The sequence below is a fragment of the Gemmobacter sp. genome, from assembly GCF_046292685.1.
GTDB lineage: Bacteria > Pseudomonadota > Alphaproteobacteria > Rhodobacterales > Rhodobacteraceae > Wagnerdoeblera.
In genome coordinates, this window is the sequence record NZ_JBKBQM010000036.1 from 13,157 (window position 1) to 34,712 (window position 21,556).

At 67.9% G+C, this 21,556-nt stretch carries 18 protein-coding genes and 1 tRNA gene; 14 read left to right on the top strand and 5 right to left on the bottom strand.

What is annotated here, in order from left to right; translation table 11 throughout:
- Nucleotides 1–18: 18 nt before the first annotated feature.
- Entirely contained in the window at nucleotides 19–414 is a 396-nt protein-coding gene (locus tag ACK4S2_RS10975; protein ID WP_409624017.1) for a low molecular weight phosphatase family protein, read from the bottom strand.
- Between the two features lie 65 nt (nucleotides 415–479).
- Nucleotides 480–956 (bottom strand): UPF0262 family protein, encoded by a 477-nt coding sequence (locus ACK4S2_RS10980; protein WP_409623985.1) that lies wholly within the window; start codon nucleotides 954–956, stop codon nucleotides 480–482.
- Between the two features lie 127 nt (nucleotides 957–1,083).
- Here ACK4S2_RS10980 and ACK4S2_RS10985 point away from each other — a divergent pair, with 127 nt between their 5' ends.
- Entirely contained in the window at nucleotides 1,084–1,479 is a 396-nt protein-coding gene (locus ACK4S2_RS10985; protein ID WP_409623987.1) for a DUF4864 domain-containing protein, read from the top strand.
- A 192-nt stretch (nucleotides 1,480–1,671) separates the two neighbouring features.
- The gene (locus tag ACK4S2_RS10990) at nucleotides 1,672–3,969 is read left to right on the top strand and encodes a glycosyl hydrolase family 28-related protein (protein WP_409623988.1); all 2,298 of its coding nucleotides are present in this window, start codon (nucleotides 1,672–1,674) and stop codon (nucleotides 3,967–3,969) included.
- 77 nt (nucleotides 3,970–4,046) lie between these two features.
- On the opposite strand, the gene ACK4S2_RS10995 is transcribed toward ACK4S2_RS10990, so the two are convergent.
- Entirely contained in the window at nucleotides 4,047–4,544 is a 498-nt protein-coding gene (locus tag ACK4S2_RS10995) for a HugZ family protein (protein WP_409623990.1), read from the bottom strand.
- A gap of 83 nt (nucleotides 4,545–4,627) precedes the next feature.
- Between ACK4S2_RS10995 and ACK4S2_RS11000 the strand changes: the two genes are divergently transcribed.
- The 9 genes from ACK4S2_RS11000 (at nucleotide 4,628) to ACK4S2_RS11040 (ending at nucleotide 16,580) form a co-directional block, all read left to right on the top strand.
- Nucleotides 4,628–6,271 carry a SulP family inorganic anion transporter gene (locus tag ACK4S2_RS11000; RefSeq protein WP_409623992.1) on the top strand — a complete coding sequence of 548 codons (1,644 nt, stop codon included), beginning with the start codon at nucleotides 4,628–4,630 and terminating at the stop codon, nucleotides 6,269–6,271.
- Nucleotides 6,272–6,635: 364 nt separating this feature from the next.
- Nucleotides 6,636–8,597 carry an acetate--CoA ligase gene (gene acs, locus ACK4S2_RS11005; protein ID WP_409623994.1) on the top strand — a complete coding sequence of 654 codons (1,962 nt, stop codon included), beginning with the start codon at nucleotides 6,636–6,638 and terminating at the stop codon, nucleotides 8,595–8,597.
- Nucleotides 8,598–8,602: 5 nt separating this feature from the next.
- Nucleotides 8,603–9,286, top strand: coding sequence for an adenylate kinase (locus tag ACK4S2_RS11010; protein WP_409623996.1), 684 nt, complete (start codon nucleotides 8,603–8,605; stop codon nucleotides 9,284–9,286).
- Nucleotides 9,287–9,348: 62 nt separating this feature from the next.
- Nucleotides 9,349–9,606 carry a DUF4212 domain-containing protein gene (locus ACK4S2_RS11015; RefSeq protein ID WP_409623998.1) on the top strand — a complete coding sequence of 86 codons (258 nt, stop codon included), beginning with the start codon at nucleotides 9,349–9,351 and terminating at the stop codon, nucleotides 9,604–9,606.
- A gap of 13 nt (nucleotides 9,607–9,619) precedes the next feature.
- Nucleotides 9,620–11,617, top strand: coding sequence for a sodium:solute symporter family protein (locus ACK4S2_RS11020; RefSeq protein ID WP_409623999.1), 1,998 nt, complete (start codon nucleotides 9,620–9,622; stop codon nucleotides 11,615–11,617).
- Between the two features lie 87 nt (nucleotides 11,618–11,704).
- Complete coding sequence (locus ACK4S2_RS11025; protein WP_409624001.1) at nucleotides 11,705–13,531, top strand: DUF294 nucleotidyltransferase-like domain-containing protein; 1,827 nt, start codon at nucleotides 11,705–11,707, stop codon at nucleotides 13,529–13,531.
- A 12-nt stretch (nucleotides 13,532–13,543) separates the two neighbouring features.
- A complete protein-coding gene (locus ACK4S2_RS11030; protein ID WP_409624003.1) occupies nucleotides 13,544–14,065 on the top strand; it encodes a hypothetical protein in 522 nt (173 codons plus the stop codon).
- A 3-nt stretch (nucleotides 14,066–14,068) separates the two neighbouring features.
- Nucleotides 14,069–14,485, top strand: a complete 417-nt coding sequence (locus tag ACK4S2_RS11035; protein WP_409624005.1) for a response regulator transcription factor — start codon at nucleotides 14,069–14,071, stop codon at nucleotides 14,483–14,485.
- Complete coding sequence (locus tag ACK4S2_RS11040) at nucleotides 14,478–16,580, top strand: exonuclease domain-containing protein (RefSeq protein ID WP_409624007.1); 2,103 nt, start codon at nucleotides 14,478–14,480, stop codon at nucleotides 16,578–16,580. Before ACK4S2_RS11035 ends, ACK4S2_RS11040 begins: the two co-directional genes overlap by 8 nt.
- A gap of 27 nt (nucleotides 16,581–16,607) precedes the next feature.
- On the opposite strand, the gene ACK4S2_RS11045 is transcribed toward ACK4S2_RS11040, so the two are convergent.
- Complete coding sequence (locus ACK4S2_RS11045; RefSeq protein ID WP_409624009.1) at nucleotides 16,608–17,363, bottom strand: SDR family NAD(P)-dependent oxidoreductase; 756 nt, start codon at nucleotides 17,361–17,363, stop codon at nucleotides 16,608–16,610.
- 159 nt (nucleotides 17,364–17,522) lie between these two features.
- On the opposite strand from ACK4S2_RS11045, the gene glpX reads away from it, so the two are divergent.
- The 3 genes from glpX to ACK4S2_RS11060 all read left to right on the top strand — a co-directional run bounded on the left by glpX (nucleotide 17,523) and on the right by ACK4S2_RS11060 (nucleotide 20,469).
- The gene (gene glpX, locus ACK4S2_RS11050; RefSeq protein ID WP_409624011.1) at nucleotides 17,523–18,488 is read left to right on the top strand and encodes a class II fructose-bisphosphatase; all 966 of its coding nucleotides are present in this window, start codon (nucleotides 17,523–17,525) and stop codon (nucleotides 18,486–18,488) included.
- Nucleotides 18,489–18,546: 58 nt separating this feature from the next.
- On the top strand, nucleotides 18,547–20,280 hold the full coding sequence (gene recJ / locus ACK4S2_RS11055; RefSeq protein WP_409624013.1) for a single-stranded-DNA-specific exonuclease RecJ: 1,734 nt from the start codon (nucleotides 18,547–18,549) through the stop codon (nucleotides 20,278–20,280).
- A gap of 114 nt (nucleotides 20,281–20,394) precedes the next feature.
- A tRNA-Glu gene (locus ACK4S2_RS11060) sits at nucleotides 20,395–20,469 on the top strand.
- A gap of 56 nt (nucleotides 20,470–20,525) precedes the next feature.
- Here ACK4S2_RS11060 and ACK4S2_RS11065 read toward each other — a convergent pair.
- Nucleotides 20,526–21,434 (bottom strand): tyrosine-type recombinase/integrase, encoded by a 909-nt coding sequence (locus ACK4S2_RS11065; protein ID WP_409624015.1) that lies wholly within the window; start codon nucleotides 21,432–21,434, stop codon nucleotides 20,526–20,528.
- Nucleotides 21,435–21,556 lie beyond the last annotated feature (122 nt).

Consider the following 21,556-nt stretch of genomic DNA (forward strand, 5'->3'; position numbering starts at 1 on the left):
GTCTGTCCGGCCGGCGGTTCAACCCGCGGTTTGCGGGCCGAACCGGGCGATCATCCGGTCGCGGATCTGGTCGCGCGCCTGGCGATAGGCGGCCAGCTTTTCCTCGCGCGTGGTGCCGATGGGGGTGGGGTCGAGGATGGGCCAGTATTCCACTGCCACGTCATAAGCCCGCGTCAGCTCCAGAGCCTGATGCTGGCTGCGCGCCGACAAGGCGACGATCAGGTCGAACTGGCCCAGATCGTCGCCCCATTTCTGCATCTCGTCGAAGCTGCGCGAGCGGTGGCGCGACAGCTCGATCCCCAGCTCGCGGCAGACGGCGACGGAAAAGCCGTCGATTTCCATGTCGTTCTTCACGCCGGCGGACTGCACATAGGCGCGCTGGCCGTAAAAGTGCTTCATCAGCCCTTCGGCCATCGGGGACCGCACCGCGTTGTGGTCGCAGCAGAACAGCACCGCCTGCGGAAACGCTGCCGCCAAGATCACCCCCAGTGCAGCACGCAGATCAGCGTGAACAGCCGGCGGGCGGTGTCGATGTCGACCACGGCCTTGCCGTCGAGCCGGTCTTGCAGCGTGCGCGCGCCTTCGTTGTGGATGCCGCGGCGGGCCATGTCGATGGCCTCGATCTGGCTGGGCGGAAGGCGCTTGACCGCATCGAAGTAGCTTTCGCAGATCTGGAAGTAGTCCTTGACCACCTGGCGGAACGGCCCCAGCGACAGGTGGAACTCGGCCGCCTTGTCGCCGCCTTCGGTGGCGATGTCGAAGACCAGGCGCCCTTCGCGGATGGAAAGGCCCAGCCGATAGGGGCCGGGGGGCACAGTGCGGCCTTCGCGGGGGGGCAGCTCGAAGCTGTTGTCCTCCAGCAGGTCGAAGATCGCGACCCGGCGTTCCTGCTCGATGGCCGGGGTGGGGGGCGCAAGGCCCTGGTCGTCGATCTGGATGTGGCAGATGCGGTTCATTGGGCATTCCGGTGTTGCCGTGCCTAGATGCCCGACCGGCGGCCTCTTGCGCAAGCACGAAAGGCCCACGGTGATCCGCCGGAGGCTTTTTTGCGTAGGAACCGCAGCGGCACAGGGAGGAATGCGGATGCGGGCTTTCGTGGTGGCGGGGGTGGTGTTGTGGGCCGGCATGGCCGTGGCGCAGGAGGCCGAGATCCGCGGGGTGATCGGCGACCAGATCACGGCCTTCCGGGCAGACGATTTCGGCGCGGCGTTCGCCTATGCCTCGCCGGCGATCAAGGGCATCTTCGGCACGCCCGAGCGGTTCGGCGCGATGGTGCGGCAAGGCTACCCGATGGTGCATCGCCCCGACGAGGTGCGCTATCTGGGTCTGCGCCAGGAAGGCGGCCGTCAGGTGCAGCGCGTGATGATCCGCGACGGGCAGGGCCGGGTCCATTTTCTGGACTACGAGATGATCGAGGCCGAAGGCGGCTGGCAGATCAACGGGGTGCGCCTGCTGCCGCCGCAAGGGGCGGGGGCCTGATCCTGCGGCCTTGTCCCCTGCGCGCGGTCGGTTAACGCCGCAGCAACCCTTTCCATGCTAGCCCTGTGCGGGTCAGGGCAGCCGTCCGGCGTTTCTTCGGCGAGAGGAAAGCGGCGCACGGCCTTGCCCTTGGTTTGTCGTGCCGGCCGGGCGGCTGCATCGCAGGGCGATGTGATGCGGGGGTTGCGCAGGATGAACAAGGCGATCACGGACGGGCTGGTGCTGATGCCCACGCCCTTTTCGGCCGGGCTGAATGTCTGGTCTTCGGGCGAGGGCACACCCGGCTCGCCCACCTGGGCCGGCTCGCCCAATGCGGCGATCGTGGCGGCCGATCAGGATTTCGGCGGCTGCCTGGAACTGCTGAAGGCCTCCAACACCACGCGGTTGCGCTACATGGTGCCCACGCCATGCCAGCCCGGCATGTATCTGCGCATCAGCGCGCGCATCAAGGCGCTGTCGGGGGCGCTGCCGACGGTGCGGGCCTCGTGCCTGCCGCTGGGCGCGAACGGCGCCCCGGTGGGCGGCTTGCCGCAGACCGGGCCGGCCGTCACCCTTTCGAGCTATGGCGAGGTAGTGACCGTCAGCGCGATCGTCGGGTCGGGCGCGCGCGGCGGGGTGGACATGGTCTGGGGCACCGCCCCGGTGTCGGGCCATTTCGGGCTGGAGCTCACCGGGCCCAACGGCGGGCTGGTGCGCATCGACGACATCGTGATCGAGGACGTCACCGCGATCTTCCATCGCAACATGATGGATTGGGTCGATGTGCGCGATTACGGCGCGCTGGGCGACGGCACCACCAACGACGTGGCGGCGTTTCAGGCGGCCGATGCCGCGGCCGTGGCCTCGGGGCGGCAGGTGCTGGTTTCGGCGGGCACCTATGCCTTGCCGGCCAACGTGGCGATGGCGGCCCCGGTGCGGTTCGAAGGCCGGGTCGTCATGCCCGAGGCAAACCGGCTGGCATTGACGCGCAACTACAACCTGGAAACCTATACCTCGGCCTTCGGATCCGAGGCCGAGGGATTCCGCCGGGCCTTGCAGGCGCTGTTCCACTTTACCGACCACGCGGTGCTGGACCTGAACGGCCGGTCGGTTTCGGTCACCGCGCCGATCCTGCTGGCAGAAAACGCCGGCATTGCCGGGGCGTCGTTCGTGCAGCGCAAGGTGGTGGACAACGGCCAGCTGGTCGCCGTGGCCGGGCCGGCCTGGACCCCGGGGGTGGTGACCAGCCAGGCCACCTACAGCACCTCGGACCCCTACATCCTGACCGGCGTGGCCAATGTGGCCAACATCGAGGTCGGGTCGCTGGTGACCGGCGCCGGCGTGGCGCGCGAAACCTATGTGCGATCCAAGAACGTGGGCGCCGGCACGGTGGAGCTGAGCCTGCCGCCCGGATCGCAAGCCGGCACGCGCACCTATACCTTCACGCGGTTCCGCTATCTGCTGGATTTCTCGGGCTTCGGCCGGTTGGACAGGTTCGAGATGACCAACCTGGAATTCGCCTGCGGCGGGCACGCCAGCGCGGTCATGCTGCCGCCCAGCGGCATCACCACCCGGTTTTCGGGCTGCGTCTTCGACCGTCCGCGCGACCGGGCCATCACCTCGATCGGCACCGGCTGCCAGGGCATGATGATCGACGAATGCCAGTTCCTGAGCAACGAGATGCCGGTAGACGTGCAGAACCGCACCACCATCGGCATCAACGTGAACGCCAACGACGTCAAGATCCGCGACAATCGCGCGGTGCGGTTCCGGCATTTCGTGGTGATCCACGGTTCGGGACATATGTTCGTGGGCAACCACTGGTTCCAGGGCGATGCCCAGCAACCGGGCGTGCGCACCGCCGGCGTGGTGATGACCGGGATCAACGTCAAGACGCTGTTCACCGGCAACTACGTGGACAACAGCTTCATCGAGCTGACCAACGAACGCGAGCCCGACCCCAACTGGAACAACCAGTTCAGTTTCGGCGGCATCACGATCAGCGCCAACATCTTTACCACCATCGGCGCGATGCCTTCGTTCGCCTGGATCGTGGTGACGCCCCGCGGCTCGGGGCATTACCTGCAAGGCGTGTCGATCACCGGAAATACCTTCCGCACCATGAACGGCGGGATCGAGCGGGTGGAAAAGGTCGATACCACCTGGTCCGACCTCGATTACGGGCGGTTCCGCAACGTCACGGTGCACGGCAACAACTTCAACGGCGTGACCAACGGCTGCTACAACCCGGTGACCGTGCGCCACGACCAGAACAGCGCCGCCAGCGCCTGGGTGGTGGACGCCAGCGCGAATCTCGCGTTCCGCGGCAATGCCCGGGTGGTGACCGGCGTCGTGGCGGCCGGGGCGCTGCTGCAAGGCAGCACCCAGCGCTACGATATGCCCTGGGTCCAGACCGAACAGGGCGCCAGCAAGCAGAACGTGACGCTGCGCTGGCCGGTGCCGGTGACGGGCACGGTCTGGGTGACGGTGCGGGCCGACAACCCGGTGTGATCGCGGCGCCAAAGGCGGGGGGCTTTGCGCCCCCCGCACCCCCCGCAGGATATTTCGGCAAGGTGAAAGGCGCGCGATCAGGGCGCGAGATCGGCGGCGGTCAGCGCAAAGGCGCGGGCGAAGCCGCCGTTCAGCGCCGCCGATACCGGATGAAACCGGACGAAGGCGAAATCAGGCAGGTCGGCATAGACCGTGGCCTTGGGGTTCTGCGTCAGCCAGTTTGCGCGCAAGGTCGCGTGTTCGCTGCCGTCCTGCGGCACGAACATCGCCCGGGCGCGCAGCGACAGGCGCGGGTGGGTCAGCGGGTCGCCCTTCGGTCCGGGTTCGCCGACCAGCAGGCAGCAGGCAGGGTCGGCGCGCAGCGCCCGGGTGTGCAGCGACAGGCCCGATACCAGCGACAGCGGCAGGCCTTCCGCATCGCAGCCCAGCGCGATGCGGCTGACGAACGGGTGACCCGTGCCGGGTTCCAGCACCGCCAGCGCGCAGAACCGGGCCTCGCCCAGCAGCTTGCGCGCCAGGGCGCGCGCTTCGGCATCGGCGGGTTGCACCGGATCGGGGCGGGGTGGGCTGGACATGGCCGATGCGCCTTTCTGGCCGCTTGACACTTCACCTGCACAGGACTCTTCTCCTGCACAAGAGATCGAGAAGGGTCAAGATCGTGCATCGTCGTCAGGAAACCGTGTGGGATGAATTCACGCCGAAACTGGTGAGCCGACTGCGCGAGGGCTACAGCACGGCCGACCTGCGCGCCGATGCGATTGCCGGGTTGACCGTGGCGATCGTCGCCCTGCCGCTGAGCATGGCGATTGCCATTGCCAGCGGCGTCGGGCCCGAGCGGGGGCTTTACACCGCCATCGTCGGCGGTTTCCTGGTGTCGGCCTTGGGCGGGTCGCGGTTTCAAGTCGGCGGGCCGGCAGGGGCCTTCATCGTGCTGGTTTCGGCCTGCGTGATGGCGACCGGGCTGGAGGGGCTGATCCTGGCGACCTTCCTGTCGGGGTTCATCCTGACTGCGGTCGGCGCGCTGCGGCTGGGAACCTACATCAAGTTCATCCCCTATCCTGTCACAGTGGGCTTTACCGCCGGCATCGCGGTCATTATCCTGGCGAGCCAGATGCGCGATTTCTTCGGGCTGGTGCTGGGCGGGCCGGAACCGGCGGAAATCGTGGAAAAGGTTCACGTGCTGTGGGCGGCACGCGGCACGGTGACCCCGGCGGCGCTGGGGCTGGCGGTGGCAACCGTGGCGATCATCCAGGGACTGAAGCGGTTGCGCCCGCACTGGCCCGGGATGCTGATCGCCATTGCGGCGACCGCCCTTGCGGCCTGGGCGCTGAACCTGCCGGTCGAGACGATCTATTCCAAGTTCGGCGAGTTGCCGCGCACCCCGCCTGCCCCGGCCTTGCCGGCCATGAGCGGCGACCTGATCGTGCAGGCTTTGCCCTGGGCGGTCAGCTTTGCGCTGCTGGGGGCCATCGAGTCGCTGCTGTCGGCGGTGGTGGCCGACGGCATGACCGGGCGGCGCCACCGCAGCAATGCCGAACTGGTCGGGCAGGGGCTGGCCAACATCGGCTCGGCGCTGTTCGGCGGGTTCTGCGTGACGGGCACCATCGCGCGCACCGCAACCAACGTGCGCGCCGGGTCGCGCGGGCCGGTATCGGGGATGCTGCATGCCGTGTTCCTGCTGGTTGTCATGCTGGTGGCGGCCCCGCTGGCCGGGTATATCCCGCTGGCGGCGCTGGCCGGGGTGCTGGTCGTCGTGGCCTGGAACATGGCCGAGAAGGAGGAGCTCTGGTCGCTGATCCGCGCCAGCCGCGCTGATGCGGCCATCGTGCTGGTGACCTTCGGGCTCGTGGTGTTTCGCGACCTGACCGAAGGCATCATCGCCGGCGCCGCGATCGGCGGGGCGGTGTTCATCCGCCGGATGTCGGATGCCGTGCAGGTGGAGCCGCTGGACGAAGGCCGCCCGATCGCCGAGCAGACCGGCGATGTCGTGGTCTACCGGTTGCGCGGCGCCTTCTTCTTCGGGGCGGCGGCCACGCTGGGATCGGTGCTGGACCGCATTGCCGAACAGCCGCGCGCCTTTGTGGTGGATTTTTCCGACGTGCCCTTCGTCGACAGTTCGGGTGCCCGCTCGTTCGAGATGCTGGCGCACAAGATGGCGCGCAAGGGCGGGGTTCTGGTGCTGACGGGCGCGGTGCCCGAGGTGCGCCGCGTGTTGCTGGCGCAGGGCCTGCGCGAACCGCACGTGGCCTGGCGCAGCAGCGTCGGCGACGCGCTGGCCGAGTTCGGGGCGAAAGGCGCCTGATTCCCCGAGACTGATTCGCTCAACGCGAATCGATCCGGCGCAACTTTGTTGCGCGCGCGGTGCGGCATGCCGCTGCGTCAGGGAGTCGCGTCCGGGGGTGCGGTCCCTTGCGGGCGCCGGTCACGCCGTTGTGAGGCGCCCTTGCCGGCCAATGGGTTGATTTCACGCCCAAGTTTCGGCGGATTTACACCGATTCACAGATTATCGCAGTTGCGCGAAAATTAATTTACAGAAAAACTGTTATCGCAAAAAGGGTTACGCGATTCTTCACAGATGGTTTACAGTGCCGCCAAGGGATGGAGCGGCTCGGGGTTACCCGGGCCCGGCGCGGCCGGGGTGCTGCGCGTTTACGAAGGAGGAGCCTATGTCCGATCAGCCCGCAGCCGGGGTCTATCCGCCGTCCGCCGAATTTTCCGCCAAGGCGCATGTCGATGCGCGGCGCTATGAGGAAATGTATGCCGCTTCGGTGAACGACCCCGAGGCGTTCTGGCGCGAACACGGCCAGCGGATCGACTGGATCCGCGACTACACCAAGGTCAAGGATACCACGTTCGAATACGGCAAGGTTTCCATCAAGTGGTTCGAGGACGGCACGCTGAACGTCAGCGCCAACTGCATCGACCGCCACATGGGCAAGCGCGCCAACCAGACCGCGATCATCTTCGAGCCGGATGACCCGAACGCCCCGGCCCAGCACATCACCTATGCGCAGCTGCTGGAAAACGTCAGCCGCATGGCGAACGTGCTCAAGAAATACGGCGTGACCAAGGGCGACCGGGTGGTGCTGTATCTGCCGATGATCCCCGAGGCGGCCTATGCCATGCTGGCCTGCGCGCGGATCGGTGCGATCCATTCGGTGGTCTTTGCCGGCTTTTCGCCAGATGCGCTGGCCAACCGGATCAACGATTCCGAAGCCAAGATCGTCATCACCGCCGACCATGCCCCCCGCGGCGGCAAGAAGACGGCGCTGAAATCGAACACCGACAAGGCGCTGTTCGACTGCTCGGACAAGATCAAGTGCCTGGTCGTGCGCCACACCGGCGACCAGATCACCTGGGTCGATGGCCGCGACGTGGACGTGAAGGCCGAAATGGCCGCCGCCAAGCCCTATTGCCCGTATGTCGAGGTCGGCGCCGAAGACCCGCTGTTCATCCTCTACACCTCCGGGTCCACCGGGCGGCCCAAGGGGGTGGTGCACACGTCGGGCGGCTATCTGGTCTATGCGTCGATGACGCATCAGTTGACCTTCGACTATCACGACGGCGATGTGTTCTGGTGCACCGCGGATGTGGGCTGGGTCACCGGGCACAGCTACATCATCTATGGCCCGCTGGCCAACGGCGCGACCACCGTGATGTTCGAAGGCGTGCCGACCTACCCGGACCCCGGCCGGTTCTGGCAGGTCTGTGCCAAGCACAAGGTCAACCAGTTCTACACCGCGCCGACCGCGATCCGCAGCCTGATGGGCCTGGGCGCCGAATGGGTCGAAAAGCACGACCTGTCCAGCCTCAAGCTGCTGGGCTCGGTCGGCGAGCCGATCAACCCCGAGGCGTGGAACTGGTACAACACCCATGTCGGCAAGGGCAAATGCCCGATCGTCGATACCTTCTGGCAGACCGAGACCGGGGGCCACATGCTGACCCCGCTGCCGGGTGCGATTGCGACCAAACCGGGGTCGGCCACCAGGCCGTTCTTCGGGGTCAAGCCGGTGGTGCTGGATGCCAACACGGCTGCGGTGCAAACCGAAACCGCCGCCGAAGGCGTGCTGTGCATCGCCGACAGCTGGCCGGGCCAGATGCGCACGCTCTGGGGCGACCACGACCGCTTTCAGGAGGCGTATTTCGGCCAGTATCGCGGCTATTACTTCACCGGCGACGGCTGCCGCCGCGATGCCGACGGCTATTACTGGATCACCGGCCGCGTCGATGACGTCATCAACGTCTCGGGCCACCGCATGGGCACGGCCGAAGTGGAATCGGCGCTGGTCGCGCATGAAAAGGTCGCCGAAGCCGCGGTGGTCGGCTACCCGCACGAAATCAAGGGCCAGGGCATCTATGCCTATGTGACCCTGATGAACGGGGTGGAACCGACCGATGCCCTGCGCAAGGAACTGGAGGCCTGGGTGCGCACCGAAATCGGGCCCATCGCCAAGCCCGACCTGATCCAGTGGGCGCCCGGCCTGCCCAAGACCCGCTCGGGCAAGATCATGCGCCGCATCCTGCGCAAGATCGCCGAAAACGATTACGGCGCCCTGGGCGATACCTCGACCCTGGCCGACCCGTCGGTGGTGGACGAGCTGATCGCCAACCGGATGAACCGGGGCTGAGCGCGATGGGCACCGATACCATGACGCAAGCCACCGTCCTGATCCTGCTGGGCCCCCCCGGTGCGGGCAAGGGCACCCAGGCGCGGATGCTGGAAGACGCCTTCGGCCTCGTGCAACTGTCCACCGGCGATCTGCTGCGCGCCGCGGTTGCCGCCGGAACCGAGGCCGGCAAGCAGGCCAAGGCGGTGATGGAGGCCGGCGGCCTTGTCAGCGACGCCATCGTGCTGGCCATCCTGAAGGACCGCATGGCCGAACCCGACACCGCCCGCGGCGTGATCCTCGACGGTTTCCCGCGCACCGCCGCCCAGGCCGAGGCGCTGGACGGCCTGCTTGCGGCGCAAGGCATGGCGGTGTCGTCCGTGATCTCGATGGAGGTGGACGACCAGGCGATGATCGCCCGCGTGGCCGGCAGGTATACCTGTGCCGACTGCGGCGAAGGGTATCATGACGAGTTCAAGCAGCCGGCCGTGGCCGGGGTCTGCGACAAATGCGGCGGCACGGCGTTCAAGCGCCGGGCCGACGACAATGCCGAAACGGCAGGGGCGCGGCTGGCCGCCTACCATGCCCAGACGGCACCGCTGATCGCCTATTACGAAGGGCGGGGCGTGCTGGAGCGCATCGACGCGATGGGATCCATCGAGACGATCCGCGATGGCATGGCCGCCATCGTGAGCCGCGTTTCGGCGTAAAACGGGGGAGCGGGTGCCCCGACCCCGGGGCGCCCGAAGGAGACACTCAGGGAGTAGCAACAATGGCAGACGACAAATCGGCCAAGGCCTACTGGGCAGCGAACATCCGCATCATCATGATCTCGATGGCGGTGTGGTTCGTGTGCTCGTATGTCCTCGGCATCATCCTGCGGCCCATGCTGAAAGGCATTCATGTCGGCGGGATGGACCTCGGCTTCTGGTTTGCCCAGCAAGGCTCGATCTACACGTTCATCGTGCTGATCTTCGTCTACGCCTGGCGCATGAACAAGCTCGACAAAGAATTCGGCGTCGAAGAATAAGGAACGGGGAGCAATGGATCAGTTTACCCTCAACCTGCTGGTGGTGGGCGCGTCCTTCGCGCTTTACATCGGCATCGCGATCTGGGCCCGTGCGGGTTCCACCGCGGAATTCTATGCCGCCAATCAGGGCGTTCCGCCGGTGTTGAACGGCATGGCGACCGCGGCGGACTGGATGTCGGCCGCCTCGTTCATCTCGATGGCCGGCCTGCTGGCCTTCGGCGGCTACAACAACTCGGTCTTCCTGATGGGCTGGACCGGAGGCTACGTGCTGCTGGCGCTGCTGCTTGCCCCCTACCTGCGCAAGTTCGGCAAGTTCACCGTGCCGGAATTCGTGGGCGACCGCTTCTATTCCACGACGGCGCGCCTTGTGGCTGTGGTCTGCCTGATCGTGATCTCGGTGACCTACGTGATCGGTCAGATGACCGGCGCTGCGGTGACCTTTGCGCGCTTCCTCGAGGTGGACAACACCACCGGCCTGTTCATCGGTTCGGCGATCGTGTTCGCCTATGCGGTGTTCGGCGGCATGAAGGGCATCACCTATACCCAGGTGGCGCAATATGTCGTGCTGATCGTGGCCTACACCATCCCGGCGCTGTTCATCTCGTTGCAGCTGACCGGCAACATCCTGCCGCAGCTGGGCCTGATCGGGACGCACGCGCCTTCTGGCGGTGAAGTCGCGTTCATGGCCAAGCTCGACCAGGTGGTGACCGACATCGGCTTTGCCGCCTATACCGCCGATACCACGAACATGCTCAACATGTTCCTCATCACCATGTCGCTGATGATCGGCACCGCGGGTCTGCCGCACGTCATCATCCGCTTCTTCACGGTGCCGAAGGTGTCGGATGCGCGTTCCTCGGCCGGCTGGGCGCTGGTGTTCATCGCGCTGCTCTACACCGTGGCGCCGGCCGTGGGCTCGATGGCGCGCCTGAACCTGACCACGACCTTCTGGCCGGGTGCGGTGCAGGGCCGGTTCTACGATGCGCCGGCCGTTTCGCTGGCCGACATCCAGAAGCGCGAAGATCTGGTCTGGATCCGCAACTGGGAAAAGACCGGGTTGCTGAAGTTCGAAGACAAGAACGGCGACGGCCTGATCCAGTATGTCAACGGTGCCAAGCTGGCCGGCCCGAACAAGGCGATCGCCGAAGCCCGCAAGGCGCTGACCGATGCCCGTGCTGCGCAGAACCTGCCCGAAGCGACCGATCTGACCGCGCCGGAAGCCGTGCAGGTGAATGGCGAGGCCAACGCCGACCTCGTCGCATTGCAGACCAAGCTGGTCGAGGCGATCGCCGCCCGCGATGCCGTCAAGTTCGGCGACAAGACCGCCGGCGAGCTGGGCATCGTGGACAACGAGCTGGTCACCGTGAACAACGACATCATGGTGCTGGCGAACCCGGAAATCGCCAAGCTGCCGGGCTGGGTCATCGCTCTGGTCGCCGCGGGCGGTCTGGCGGCGGCGCTGTCCACCGCGGCGGGCCTGCTGCTGGCCATTTCCTCGGCCGTCAGCCACGACCTCATCAAGGGCGCGCTGAACCCCGACATCTCGGAAAAGGGCGAAATGCTCTGGGCGCGCATCTCGATGGCCGGTGCCATCGCGCTGGCGACCTGGCTTGGCCTGAACCCGCCCGGCTTTGCCGCGCAGGTGGTGGCGCTGGCCTTCGGCCTGGCGGCTGCGACGATCTTCCCGGTGCTGATGATGGGGATCTTCTCCAAGACCATCAACAAGGAAGGCGCGATCCTGGGCATGCTGGTGGGTCTGGTGTCCACGGCCGTGTACATCTTCCTCTACCTCGGCTGGTTCTTCATCCCGGGCACCAACACCTTCCCGAACACCGCCGACTACCACCTGTTCGGCATCTCGCCTGCCGGCTTCGGCCCGGTTGGTGCGGCCCTGAACTTCATCACCGCCTTCGTGGTGTCGAAGATCACCGCCGCCCCGCCGCGCCATGTGCAGGATCTGGTGGAATCGATCCGCGTGCCGAAAGGCGCGGGCAAGGCTTCGGCCCACTGACACGACCCGCGGGGGCGGCGCAGGCCGCCCCCGCACCCCCAACCGACACAGACCGGGGCCAACCCGGCGACCGTCCGGGAGGACACGATGACCGACGACACCCCCGATGCCCGCATCCTCGCCTTTCTGGAAACGGTGCATCCTTACGATACCCTGCCGAAGGACGAGCTGGCGCGCGTCGCCGGTTCCTTCGTCCGCAGGGAATATCCGGCCGGCGCCGAGGTCTACCACGAAGGCGAACCGCTGCTGGGCCTTTATCTGGTGAAATCCGGCGCGGTCGAGGTGCTGGACAGCGCCGGGTCGCTGGTGTCGCTGCTGGGGCCGCGCAACAGCTTTGGCGAACGCGGGCTGATGCGCGACGGGCTGGCGCTGACCACGGCGCGCGCGACCGAGGATTCCGTGCTGATCCTGCTGCCGGTGGCCGAGTTCCGCCGCCTTGTCGCCACCTCGCCGGCCTTCGAGCGGTTCTTCAACCGCGGCCGCAGCGTCGAGGGGCGCGGCAGCGACCTGGTCACCCGCAAGGTGGCCGACCTGATGGCGCGCAAGCCCATTTCCATACCGCCCGAGGCTTCGGTGTTCGAGGCCGCGCAGATCATGCGCGACCGGCACATCTCGTCGCTGGGGGTGGTGGATCGGGGCCGGTTCCTGGGCATCCTGACCAACCGGGATCTGACCAACAAGGTGCTGGCCGAAGGGCGCGACCCGGCCACGCCCGTTCATGCGGTCATGACGCCCGACCCGATCTCGCTGCCGCCCGATGCGCTGGGGTCGGACGTGCTGCACCTGATGCTGGAACGGCGCATCGGCCACCTGCCGGTGGTGCGGGATGGCGAGTTGCTGGGCATGATCACCCAGACCGACCTCACGCGGTTCCAGGCGGTGTCGTCGGCCGTGCTGGTGCGCGATGCGGCCACGGCCGAAACCGTCGCCGACATGGCGGCCGTCACCGCGCGCATCCCGCAGCTGTTGCTGCAACTGGTCGGCGGCAACAACGCGCACGAGATCGTCACCCGCCTGATCACCGACATCGCCGATACCGTGACCCGCCGCCTGCTGGCGATGGCCGAAGCCGAACTCGGCCCGCCGCCCGTGCCTTACCTGTGGCTGGCCTGCGGCAGCCAGGGCCGGCAGGAACAGACCGGCGTTTCCGACCAGGACAACTGCATCATGATCGACGATGCGATGCAGCCCGAGGACATGGCCTATTTCCATCGTCTGGCGCGCATCGTCTCCGACGGGCTGAACGCGGTGGGCTATTACTACTGCCCCGGCGACATGATGGCGACCAACCCGAAATGGTGCCAGCCGGTGCGGGTGTGGCGCGATTATTTCCAAGGCTGGGTCGCCCGCCCCGACCCGATGGCGCAGATGCTGGCCTCGGTGATGTTCGACCTGCGCCCCATCGGCGGGGCCACGGCGTTGTTCCGCGACCTGCAGGCCGAAACGCTGGAAAATGCGTCGCGCAACTCGATCTTCGTGGCGCACATGATCGCCAACAGCCTCAAGCATACCCCGCCGCTCGGCCTCTTGCGCGGGTTCGCCACCATCCGTTCGGGCGAGCACCGCAACCATATCGACATGAAGCTGAACGGCGTGGTGCCGGTGGTGGACCTGGGCCGCATCTATGCGCTGCGCGGCAAGCTGACGGCGGTGAACACCCGCGCCCGGCTGCTGGCGGCCGAGGAGGCGGGGGTGATCTCGGTTTCCGGCGCGCGCGACCTGATCGAGGCTTACGACCTGATCGCCGAAACCCGGCTGAAGAACCAGGCCGCACTGGTCAGGATGGGGCGCAAGCCCGACAACTTCCTCGCCCCGTCGGACCTGAGCGATTTCGAGCGCAGCCACCTGCGCGATGCCTTCGTGGTGGTGCGCACGATGCAGTCTTCGGCCGCCGGCCGCGCTGCGCCGGGCTGAGGGGGGGCGGGCATGACCTTTGAACTTGTCGCAATCCTGATTGCAGGCGTCGGTGGCGCCGGGGTGGGGCTGTTCCTGGCCCGCGTGATGAAACTGCCTTTGCCGCGCTGGTTTGCCCCGGCCTTCGCCGGCCTGTGCATGATCGCCATGTCGATCTGGTCGGAATACAACTGGTTTCCGCGGCTCAAGGCCGGCATCCCGCCCGGCGTGGTGCTGGCCCAGACCGGCGAAACCGCCACGGCCTACCGCCCCTGGACCTATGTCTTTCCGCTGGTGACCGAGGCCTTCCTCGTGGACACCCGCCGGTGGGACCGCAACCCCGCGGCCCCCGATCTGGTGTTGGCGCAGGTGTTCCGCTTTGCCCGTTGGCAAGGCAGCCAGGAGATGATGGTGATGTTCGATTGTGCCCGGGCCCAAAGGGTGGACATCACCGCGAACGTGACATTTTCGGACACCGGCGAGATGTCGGGCGGCACCTGGGTGCCGCTCGACCCGGCGGACAAGCTATTGAAGGCGGCCTGCCACGGAGGATGAGCCATGGGCGCTGAGGGGGGGAAGAAACGGGTTCTGGTGGTCGAGGACGAGGACAACATCGCCATCGCGCTCGATTACCTGCTGACCCGCGAAGGCTACGACCACGACCGCGTGGCCAACGGCGGCGAGGCGCTGGACCGCATCCGCGGCACGCACCCGGACCTTGTGCTGCTGGACGTGATGCTGCCCGACGTTTCGGGTTACGAGATCTGCCAGGGCGTGCGGCTGGACCCGGGCCTGTCCGACGTGAAGATCCTGATGATGACCGCCCGCGGATCGGCCATCGAACGGCGCAAGGGGCTGGCGCTGGGGGCCGACGGGTTCATTTCCAAGCCCTTCGAACTCAAGGAACTGCGCGAGGAGGTGCGAAGGCTTCTGGCCGCGGGCGATGCCCAGGCCGGAGGCGGCGCCCATGCTTGAACGGCTCAGCCTGCGCATCCGCATCTTTCTGTTCTTTGCGCTGCTGGCGGTGGCCGGGCTTGCGGCGCTGGTCATCGGGCTGACGCTGGGCTACCGGCGGCTGGGCACCCCCGACACGCTGAACGCTTTCATCCAGGGGGGCCTCGTGGCGGGGTTCGTCCTGCTGGGGGTCGTGGCCTGGGTCTGGTTCCTGTTCGACACCCATGTGGCCAAGGCGATCGAGCGCCTGGCCGGCACCATCCGCTCGCGCAGCCATGCCGATGTGGGCGGCGAGCTGGACCGCGATACCGCGCGCTATCTCGGCGATCTGGCGCCGGCGGTGGGGGCGGCGCTGGCCAGCCTTTCGGAAACCCGCAACGCCCTGGCCGAGTCGGTGGCGCGCGAAACCACCCGGCTAGCGCGCGAAAAGGCGCGGCTGGAGGCGCTGTTGTCCGATGTGCCGGTGGGGGTTCTGTTGTGTTCGGGCGCACATCAGCTGGTGTTCTACAACGGGCTGGCGCAGGATCTGCTGGGCACGCAAGGCGGGGTGCCGGGGCTGGACCGGCGGCTGTTCGACTATTTGCGCGAAGGCCCGATCCGCCACGCGCACCAGCGCCTGATCGAAACCTCCGATCCCGATGCCGCGTCCGACCTGCTCTGCGCCACCGCGGGCCCCGCGCCGCGGCTGCTGGCGGCGCGGATGCGCCTGCTGCTGGCGCCGGGCCAGGAAACGCCGGGCTATGTGCTGACCCTGCGCGACGTCACCGCCGACCTTGCGGCCCATACCCGGCGCGAACAACTGCTGGCCGAGGTGTTCGACCGCGTGCGCCGCCCGGCGGCCAACCTGCAAACCGTCATGGGCGTTCTGGCCGAGGATCAGGGCGCCGACCCCGGCGGTGCGTTGGACCGGGCGATGCGGGACGAGGTGGCCTTGCTGACGCGGGCCATCACCGAACTGGGCGCCCGCTACGACGAAGGCCGCACCGACTGGTGGCCGCTGGCGATGACCCGCGCCTCCGACCTGGCCGACAGCGCCCGCGCCCGGTTCGAGGCCGCAGGGCTCGGCGCCGAAGGCGCCGCCGCCGAACTGCTGCTGCGCTGCAACGGGTTCGAAATCATCGCGCTGCTGTTCGATCTTGCGGCGCGCATCGCGGCGCGCACCGGGGTCCGGGCCTTTCGGCTGGATATCCTGGAGGACGGCCCCGGTGCCATGATCGTGCTGGGGTGGTCCGGGGCGCCCCTTTCGGTCGGGCTGCTCGACGGCTGGCTGACCGAGCCGCTGGAGGTGGGCGTGGCCGATGTGACCGGGCGCTCGGTGCTTTATACCCATGCCACCGAATGCTGGCCGGAACACGATGCCGCGGCCGGCACCGCGCGGCTGGTGCTGCCGATCCGCCAGGCCCGCCGCGCCGGGCGGCGCCCCAAACCCATCGCCCGCGCCGTGGTCTACGACTTCGACCTGCTGTCGCGCGCGCGGGCCGAAAAGGTGGCCGACACCCCGCTGGACCAGCTGACCTATGTGGTGTTCGACACCGAAACCACCGGGCTGATGCCCGCACAAGGCGACGAGATCGTGCAGATCGCCGCCGTGCGCCTGGTCAACGGCCGCCGTGTCGAAGGCGAGGTCTTCGACACGCTGGTCAACCCCGGCCGCCCCATCCCGCCCGGCTCGACCGAGGTGCACGGCATCACCGATGCGATGGTGGCCGAGGCCGACCCGGTTTCGGCGGTGTTGCCGCGATTCCACCGTTTTGCCGAAGGCGCGGTGCTGGTGGCGCACAACGCCCCCTTCGACATGGAGTTCCTGCGCCGGCGCGAGGCCGAGCTGGGCCTGGCCTTCGACAACCCGATCCTCGACACCGTGCTGCTGTCGGCCGTGGTCTGGGGCCAGTCCGAGACCCACAGCCTCGATGCGCTGACCCACCGGCTGGGCATCACCATCCCCGAGGAGGCGCGCCACACCGCCATCGGCGATACCGTGGCCACCGCCGATGCCTTCCTGAAACTGGTGCCGATGCTGCAGGCCCGCGGCTTTCGCACCTATGGCGAGGTGCTGGCCGAGGTGCGCCGCCACGGCCGGCTGCTGAAGGATGCCAACCAGCGCAAGGCCGGCTGAACCGGCCTTGCCCCGGGCGCCGGCGCGCTATTGCGCGGTGTAGCCGCCATCGACCAGGTGATACGACCCGGTGATGAAGCTTGCGCGGTCCGACAGCAGGAAGACGATGAGCGCGGCAACCTCCTCGGGCCGGCCGATCCGGTTCAGCGCGTGCTTGCCTTCCAGGAACTTCAGCGTCGCCTCGTCCAGCGCGCCCGACACCATCGGCGTCAGGATGAACCCGGGGCCCACCGCGTTCACCCGCACGCCCGCGGCCGCATGTTCCAGCGCCGCGTTCCTGGTCGCGCCCAGCACGCCGTGCTTGGCGCTGACATAGGCGACCGAGCCGGCAAAGCCCACCGACCCCAGGATCGACGCGACGTTGACCACCGCGCCGCCGCCCGCCTTCTCGATTTCGGGAATGGCATAGCGCATGCCGTAGAACACCCCCGACAGGTTGATGTCGATCACCTTCTGCCAGGCTTCCGGGTCGTAGCTGGCGGTCGGGGCGATGGGGCCACCGATGCCCGCGTTGTTGACGATGCCGTGCAGGGCGCCGGTGCGGTCCACGGCAAAGGCAACCATGGCTTGCACCGACTCGGGCCGGGCCACGTCCACGGCCACGGCATGGGCCTTGCCGCCGCGCGCCGCGATGTCGGCGGCGACCGCTTCGGCATGGGCGGCGTTCACGTCGGCCACGATCACCGTTGCGCCGCTGTCGGCCAGTTCGTGCGCGGTCGCGGCACCGATGCCCGAGCCGCCGCCGGTGACGATGATGGTCTTGCCATCGAAGCGCAGGTCCATGAGGTTTCCTCCTGATCTGGGTGACGGTTCCCTGCATATGGGGATCGTGCGGGGCGCATGTCAGGGGCCGGCGCCGCTTTTGCGCCCCTGCGGCACAGGCTTCCCTTCGCGCGGCGCCAGGGCTAGAAGCAAGGCGGTCTTGTCCAAAGGGAATATGCCATGTCCGCTGTCGTCGATTTCAACGACCGAATGCTGTCGCTGGGCCTTGCCCGGGTGTCCGAGGCCGCCGCCATTGCTTCGGCGCGGCTGATCGGGCGGGGCGACGAAAAGGCGGCCGACCAGGTGGCGGTGGATGCGATGCGCCGGCAGCTGAACCTGCTGGACATCCGCGGCACCGTGGTGATCGGCGAAGGCGAACGCGACGAGGCGCCGATGCTGTATATCGGCGAGGAGGTCGGCACCGGCCAGGGGCCCGAGGTGGACATCGCGCTCGACCCGCTCGAAGGCACCACGCTGACCGCCAAGGACATGCCCAACGCGCTGGCCGTGATTGCGATGGCGCCGCGCGGCACGCTGCTGCACGCCCCCGATGTCTACATGGAAAAGCTGGCCATCGGCCCGGGCTATGCCGAAGGCGTGGTGACGCTGGACATGGACCCGGCCGAACGGGTGCGCCAGCTGGCGCGGGCCAAGGGCGGCACGCCGCAGGACATCACCGTCTGCATCCTCGAACGCCCCCGACATCAGGATCTGATCGCCGCCGTGCGGTCCACCGGCGCGGCCATCCGGCTGATCACCGATGGCGACGTCGCCGGCGTGATCCATTGCGCCGAGGCCGAGGTGACCGGCATCGACATGTACATGGGGTCGGGCGGCGCGCCCGAAGGTGTGCTGGCAGCCTCGGCGCTGAAATGCATGGGCGGGCAGATCTTCGGCCAGCTCCTGTTTCGCAACGACGACGAACGCGCCCGCGCCGCACGGGCCGGCATCACCGACCTCGACCGAATCTACACCCGCGACCAGATGGTGACGGCGGATGTGATCTTTGCCGCCACCGGGGTGACCGACGGGTCGATCCTGCGCGGGCTCAAGCGCGAAGTGGGCTGGGTCACCACCGAAACCGTGCTGATGCGGTCCAAGACCGGCTCGGTGCGGCGCATGACCTATCGGACCCCGACAAGGTGACCGGGCGCCCGGCCCCGGCCGGGCAGGGCGGATGCGGCAAGGGCAGGAAGGGGGCGGCATGGCCTTTCTGGGCGTCGAGCGATCCCTGACAGGGCGGCGCTGGGTCGGGCTTTCCGACGACGAGGACCGCCTGGCCGAAGCCATCGCGCAAGCGGCGCGGGTGCCCTTGCCGGTGGCGCGGGTGCTGGCACGCCGCGGTGTGGCGCCCGAGGCGGCGCCGGGCTTCCTTGCCCCGGCCTTGCGCGACCTCTTGCCCGATCCGCTGTGCTTGCGCGACATGGGCGCCGCGGCCGACCGTGTGCTGCACGCGCTGCGCCGGCGCCAGCGCATCGCGGTGTTCGCCGATTACGATGTCGATGGCGGCGCCTCGGCCGCGCTGCTGCTGGTCTGGCTGCGCGAGATGGGGCACGGCGCCACGCTCTATGTCCCCGACCGCATCGACGAAGGCTATGGCCCCAACGTGCCCGCGATGCAGGCGCTGGGCGCGGCGCACGACCTGATCGTCTGCGTCGATTGCGGCACGCTCAGCCACGAGCCCATCGCCGCCGCCGGCTGCGATGTGGTGGTGCTGGATCACCACCTGGGCGGCGAAACGCTGCCGCCCGCGCTGGCGGTCGTCAACCCCAACCGCCAGGACGAGGACGGGCGCCTCGGCTATCTCTGCGCCGCCGGCGTGGTGTTCCTGCTGCTGGTCGAGGCGAACCGGCGCCTGCGCGGCGAAGGCGTGCAGGGCCCCGACCTGATGCGCCTGCTCGATCTGGTCGCCCTGGCGACGGTGGCCGACGTGGCGCCGCTGGTGGGGGCGAACCGCGCGCTGGTGCGCCAGGGGCTGGCGGTCATGGCGCGGCGCGGGCGGCCGGGGCTGGTGGCGCTGGCCGATGTGGCACGCATGACCAAGGCGCCCGATACCCATGCGCTGGGGTTCCTGCTGGGGCCGCGCGTCAACGCCGGCGGGCGCATCGGCCAGGCCGATCTGGGCGCGCGGCTTCTGGCCACCGACAACCCGGCCGAGGCCGCGGCGCTGGCCGACCGGCTGGACCGGCTCAACACCGAACGGCGCGAGATCGAGGCCGCGGTCCGGGCCGAGGCGCTGGCCCAGGCCGAGGCGCGCGGCGTCGAGGGCCCGCTGGTCTGGGCCGCCGGCGAAGGCTGGCACCCCGGCGTGGTCGGCATCGCCGCCGCCCGCCTGAAAGAGGCGTTCGACCGCCCGTCGGTGGTGATCGGCTTCGACGGCGCCATCGGCAAGGGCAGCGCGCGGTCGGTGGCCGGGGTGGATCTGGGCGCCGCGGTGGCCCGGGTCGCGGCCGAGGGGTTGTTCCTGAAAGGCGGCGGGCACCGCATGGCCGCCGGGCTGACCGTGGCGCGCGACGCGCTGGAACCCGCGATGGCGCGCCTGGCCGAATTGCTGGCGCGCCAGGGCGCCGGGCAGGGCGGGCCGCGCGACCTTGCGGTCGAAGGGCTGCTGGCGCCCGAGGGCCTGACGCCCGAGCTGGTCGCCCAGATCGAGGCCGCCGGCCCCTTCGGCGCCTCGGCCCCGGCGCCCCGCTTCGTGCTGGCCGACCAGCTGGTGCAGGACGTGCGCCGCATCGGCGACCAGCACCTGCGCCTGCGGCTGGGCAGCGGCGCCGCCGCGGTGCAGGCCGTGTGCTTCGGCGCCTTCGACAGCCCGATCGGCCCGGCGCTGGCCGCCGGCGGTGCCGGGCGTTTCCACCTGGCCGGCCGGGTCGAGATCGATTCCTGGGGCGGGCGCCAGAAGGTGCAACTGCGGCTCGACGACGCCGCCCGCGCCTGACGCATCGGCCGGCAAGCCAAGGAAAAGTCGGGCAGAAAAAACTTGGTCGATGCCTGCCGATTCCCTCTTGCACCCTGTCGTGCCTGCCGCTAGATACCCGCTCACGCCAAGCGCGGCCCGTTCGTCTATCGGTTAGGACACCAGGTTTTCAACCTGGGAAGAGGGGTTCGACTCCCCTACGGGCTGCCACTTCCTCCGCGAAGATATTGGAACGCATCGGGTTTTCCCTCGTGTTTGCTAACCTCTCAGAGGGGGTTAGCAGTTTTCGGGTTGTGGGCGGTGTCTTGCAGCTTCTCGAACGCGCTGTGAGCGAGCCGAACTTGATCGGCTTTCGCCGTGTAGCGATGCACTTCTGCGTCGGTCTTGTGGCCGGTGATCGCCTTGATTTGGTGAATGGTGCAGCCCGCCTCGGCCAGACGCCGGGCACAAGCCTTGCGCAGACCATGCGATGCGCAGTTGGGCAGCCCCGCCTCGTCGCACCGATCCCGCATCCAGTTTCCGAAGCCAGCCGCCGAGAAGGGGCGACCATACTCCGTCCGCAAGAAGGTCGGCGCGTCCTTGGGTTGGTCGGCCAACGCTGCTTTCAGTTTCGGGAGGATTGGGATCATCAGCGGGGTTCCGGTTTTCTGCTGACGAACCCGCATCATCCCGTTGACAACATCGCCCCACCCCATCCTGACAGCATCAGACTTGCGCTGCCCGGTGCTGAGCATCAGCATCAGGGCCAGATGCGCCTTGGCTCCCGGCGGGTGACGAGCAATGAACTGCGCGATCTCCTCCTCAGTCCAGTCGTGATAGCCCTCACCGTCTGACTTGTAGCCCTTCATCCCCGCCATCGGGTTCGAAGGGATCATGCCGATATCCACGGCGAAGTTCAGAAGCAGGCGCAGCCGCTTCATCAACGTGTTGGCTGCTTCCGGCGTGTCGCTGAGCTTGGCCAGAATGGCGGAGGCGTGCTTCGGTGAGAACTGCGACACGGGCCAGTTTCCGTATTTTTCGCAGAACTTTTCAAGAATGACCCGATAGTTGCGCTTCGAGCTTGGGCTGAGTTTCGAGTAGAGGGCTGACCCGAGGTAAAGCCGCAGCAAATCCCGGAATGTGTCCTTGACCGTCGGCGTCTTGGCTTTGGCCCGCTCCAGTTTTACCCCCTCCACGGGGGTAATCCCCCCCGCATTTAAGGGGCTGCAAAAGTAGAATTTTCTCGGCAAGATGGACGAGGAGAATTCGAATGAAGACAAGCAGATACACAGAAGCACAGATCATCGCGATCCTGCGT

Excerpts from the sequence above, each read along its gene's own strand:
- ACK4S2_RS10975 (WP_409624017.1), bottom strand. The coding sequence starts at position 414 with ATGGCCGAAGGGCTGATGAAGCACTTTTACGGCCAGCGCGCCTATGTG.
- ACK4S2_RS10980 (WP_409623985.1), bottom strand. The coding sequence starts at position 956 with ATGAACCGCATCTGCCACATCCAGATCGACGACCAGGGCCTTGCGCCC.
- ACK4S2_RS10985 (WP_409623987.1), top strand. The coding sequence starts at position 1,084 with ATGCGGGCTTTCGTGGTGGCGGGGGTGGTGTTGTGGGCCGGCATGGCC.
- ACK4S2_RS10990 (WP_409623988.1), top strand. The coding sequence starts at position 1,672 with ATGAACAAGGCGATCACGGACGGGCTGGTGCTGATGCCCACGCCCTTT.
- ACK4S2_RS10995 (WP_409623990.1), bottom strand. The coding sequence starts at position 4,544 with ATGTCCAGCCCACCCCGCCCCGATCCGGTGCAACCCGCCGATGCCGAA.
- acs (WP_409623994.1), top strand. The coding sequence starts at position 6,636 with ATGTCCGATCAGCCCGCAGCCGGGGTCTATCCGCCGTCCGCCGAATTT.
- ACK4S2_RS11010 (WP_409623996.1), top strand. The coding sequence starts at position 8,603 with ATGGGCACCGATACCATGACGCAAGCCACCGTCCTGATCCTGCTGGGC.
- ACK4S2_RS11015 (WP_409623998.1), top strand. The coding sequence starts at position 9,349 with ATGGCAGACGACAAATCGGCCAAGGCCTACTGGGCAGCGAACATCCGC.
- ACK4S2_RS11020 (WP_409623999.1), top strand. The coding sequence starts at position 9,620 with ATGGATCAGTTTACCCTCAACCTGCTGGTGGTGGGCGCGTCCTTCGCG.
- ACK4S2_RS11025 (WP_409624001.1), top strand. The coding sequence starts at position 11,705 with ATGACCGACGACACCCCCGATGCCCGCATCCTCGCCTTTCTGGAAACG.
- ACK4S2_RS11030 (WP_409624003.1), top strand. The coding sequence starts at position 13,544 with ATGACCTTTGAACTTGTCGCAATCCTGATTGCAGGCGTCGGTGGCGCC.
- ACK4S2_RS11035 (WP_409624005.1), top strand. The coding sequence starts at position 14,069 with ATGGGCGCTGAGGGGGGGAAGAAACGGGTTCTGGTGGTCGAGGACGAG.
- ACK4S2_RS11040 (WP_409624007.1), top strand. The coding sequence starts at position 14,478 with ATGCTTGAACGGCTCAGCCTGCGCATCCGCATCTTTCTGTTCTTTGCG.
- ACK4S2_RS11045 (WP_409624009.1), bottom strand. The coding sequence starts at position 17,363 with ATGGACCTGCGCTTCGATGGCAAGACCATCATCGTCACCGGCGGCGGC.
- glpX (WP_409624011.1), top strand. The coding sequence starts at position 17,523 with ATGTCCGCTGTCGTCGATTTCAACGACCGAATGCTGTCGCTGGGCCTT.
- recJ (WP_409624013.1), top strand. The coding sequence starts at position 18,547 with ATGGCCTTTCTGGGCGTCGAGCGATCCCTGACAGGGCGGCGCTGGGTC.